Here is a 2,836-nt window from a genome sequence, read left to right on the forward strand (position 1 = left end):
GCCCGGCACCGCACCCGGCCGACAAGATCCGGAAGAGACGGCCTAGAGGCCGGTGGATACCTTGCCACGGGTGTCCGCTCCCGTCTCAGGGTCCTTGAAGTCCGGCTTCGGCGCCGGCTTCGTCTCGGGCTTGACCTTGCAGTAGACACTGCCGCTGACGAACTTGCAGCCGGGCATGTTCTCGATGTCCCGGGCCCGGTTTCCCTTCCTCTTGTTGCCCTTCTTCTTGCCGTCACCCTTCTTGCCGTCACCCTTCTTGCCGTGGTCGTTCTTGCCGTGGTCGCCGTGCGTCGAGGTCATGGCACCTGTGTGCGAGGTCGCAGGGGCGGCGAACGCACTCGTGGGCAGCAGCGCGCCACCGGCGGCCAGGGCGGTCGAGACGCCGAGCATCACCAGACGCTGCTTCCGAGAGGTGCGAATCATAAGATCTTCTCCTTGAGTGGGGCAGGCCACCTGCCTGCGTGAATCCGTGCCTCAAGTAAGCCCCCGCCACGTAAGCCACGTCATGCCACAACATCTCGGGGCTTGACGAGATGCGGGTCTGAAGGTGTGGCCGCGGCCCAGCCGAAGGGCTGCATCGAGGAGGGCGGCGGCGCAGCGGTGGTATGCCCGCACGCCAGGCCGTATGAGCGCGTCCAAGGCCTGCAGGGTGTTCCATGTCGGTCCCGCTGCCGGCCCCGCGTATGCCCAGTCGTGCCTGGGGATGAGCGGCCGCCGGGGGCTGAGGCGTGGATACGGGGGCTCCACCATGGCGGTCTCCTGCGGCTCCTCTGATCCGGCGCCGTCTCGTCCCGCCTGGTCACTTCTCGGCATCAGCGGGTCTCCGCCTCTGGGCCCGACCGGCGGGAGGTTGTTTCACCGGAGCTTGTGAGGGTGGTCCCGGGTCCCGGTGGACGCTCCGGGGACGTCGGGCGGCCCGCGTGTCGGGCCGCCCTCGGGTGGGCGGCCCGTGGCTGCTCAGTTGTCCGGGTCGCGGACGGCGCCGCCGGGCTGCTGCTTTTTTGGGGGGTGCCCCGCGAAGGGCGGCCTCCGAGGTCGTCGGCTCGCTGCCGTCCCGTTCCCGAGCCGGGCGCCGAGCAGGGAGATGAACACGTTGACCCGCCACCAGGGGACGGCGTGTCCGGGGTCTGCTCGTGGGAGAGGGCCGGGTCGAACGTGTACCTGCCTTCGGCGAGGGGCTGCCGCGCGGTGGTGCGGGCTGCCTGCCCGGCCCTGACGGGAGAAGGACGTGACCCGCTCGGGGTGTCCTGTCGGCGCTCTTGCTGCTCCGGCCGGACGGGCGGCAGCAACCGCGCCCTGCACGGAGCGGCGCAGCGGCCGGCGCTGCTTCCGGCTGAAATCCACGGCAGCCTTCTACCGGAAACGGTCAGCCGGGCATTACGGTGTGGCACGAAGGCCTCCGTGCGGTGAGTTCCTAGACAGCTCCCACCCCACCGGAGGTCTTCGCCATGGTCGGGATCCCACGCCTGTCAACAGTGTTCGTGGCTAATACACCCACCTGGTATGCGGCCTGGTCGCCCACGGCCAGTGACCCGCCCTTCGGACCTACTCCGTCCAGGCCTGGTGTTCGCTCTCCGGGCGGGCTTTGAGTTTGGCCCAGACCGCCTCCAGTGCGGCTATGTCCGCGTCGTCGAGGCGGTCGTCGAACACCTCGGCGAGGGCCTCTCGGCGGGTGGCGTCGGCCTCCGCGAAGGCGCGGCGGCCCGCCCCGGTGAGGGCGATCCCGACGGACCGGGCGTCCGTCGGGGACGGGACCCGTTCGACCAGGCCGCGGGCACGGAGCGAATCGGCGACGCGGGAGACCTGGCTGCGGCTGAGCAGGGTCTTGGCGCCGAGCTCGGAGGGGGCGACCGGCTCGTTCTGGACGCTCAGCCACAGCATGACCTCGAACCATGACAACGGCAGGTCGTGGCGGCGCGTGAGCACCTGGTCGACCCGGGCGGTGAGGGTGGTTCCGGCCCAGACCAGCCCGTAGAAGGCGTGGTCGCGGGGGGTGAGGCCGTCCAGGTTGAGATTCGTGTGCGCCATGGGGGAAGGATAGCGGGTTGCGTGCACACGCACACAAGGTTAATGTGTGTGTGCACGCACCAATCTAGGGAGACCAGCCATGAGCGCCAAGACCACCGCCAAGACCGTCCTCATCACCGGCACCTCCTCCGGCGTCGGCCTGGCCGCCGCGGTCGCCGCCGCCCGGGCGGGCTGGCACGCCGTCGCCACCATGCGCGACACCTCCCGCGCCGGCGCTCTGCAGAAGGCCGCCGCCGAGGCCGGCGTCCCGGACCTGGCCCAGGTCAAGCAGCTCGACGTGACCGACCGGTAGTTGAGCTGCTGCGCCGTGGAAGCGGAGGCCGGATTCTTTACCAGGGCGAGATCGACCCCCGGGCGCGCACACCGCCGGAGGGTCTCGGTGCACGGGCGGCGGGCCCGGCCGTCGCAGGCCGACCGGTGGGTGCCCGACAGCACGTCCGACCACTCCGACACCGAAGTGCAACCGGGCCCGGCTCACCGCGCCGACCGGCACACCCGCCGCACCACGTGGGGGGCCCCCGGGTCCGTCGGCCAGCACACCGCCCCTCCCCCACGTCCCCGCCCGCAGGCCGGCCGGGCCCGCGCCCCTGTCCCGCCCGCACACGCCCGCACCGCGGGAGGGCCCGGCTCCGGCCCCGCATCCGCGTGGAGGTCGACACCGCAGACGGTGAAGAACCGGGAGAACGAACGCCCCCGCTCCGAGCCGAGACCACCGTGCCTGCAATCCGATCGGCGGCGGCCCGGCCGGGGCCGGCGGCGGGTCCGTCCGGGCCACCCCGGCTTGCTTCCATGGTCTCGGGCTGCGGGG

2 protein-coding genes and 1 pseudogene are annotated in these 2,836 nt (G+C 71.7%); 1 reads left to right on the plus strand and 2 read right to left on the minus strand.

What is annotated here, in order from left to right; translation table 11 throughout:
* Positions 1-42: 42 nt before the first annotated feature.
* Both ACWGIU_RS34610 and ACWGIU_RS34615 read right to left on the minus strand, forming a co-directional pair.
* Positions 43-423, minus strand: a complete 381-nt coding sequence (locus ACWGIU_RS34610) for a hypothetical protein (protein ID WP_453712066.1) — start codon at positions 421-423, stop codon at positions 43-45.
* A gap of 1,122 nt (positions 424-1,545) precedes the next feature.
* Complete coding sequence (locus tag ACWGIU_RS34615) at positions 1,546-2,028, minus strand: MarR family winged helix-turn-helix transcriptional regulator (RefSeq protein ID WP_453712067.1); 483 nt, start codon at positions 2,026-2,028, stop codon at positions 1,546-1,548.
* A gap of 79 nt (positions 2,029-2,107) precedes the next feature.
* On the opposite strand from ACWGIU_RS34615, the pseudogene ACWGIU_RS34620 reads away from it, so the two are divergent.
* Positions 2,108-2,314 (plus strand): annotated as a pseudogene (locus ACWGIU_RS34620) (SDR family NAD(P)-dependent oxidoreductase); the annotation flags it as partial.
* Positions 2,315-2,836 lie beyond the last annotated feature (522 nt).

This window comes from Streptomyces sp. NPDC054840 (genome assembly GCF_053611065.1).

Coding starts and splice junctions, on each gene's coding strand:
- ACWGIU_RS34610 (WP_453712066.1), bottom strand. CDS start 423: ATGATTCGCACCTCTCGGAAGCAGCGTCTGGTGATGCTCGGCGTCTCG.
- ACWGIU_RS34615 (WP_453712067.1), bottom strand. CDS start 2,028: ATGGCGCACACGAATCTCAACCTGGACGGCCTCACCCCCCGCGACCAC.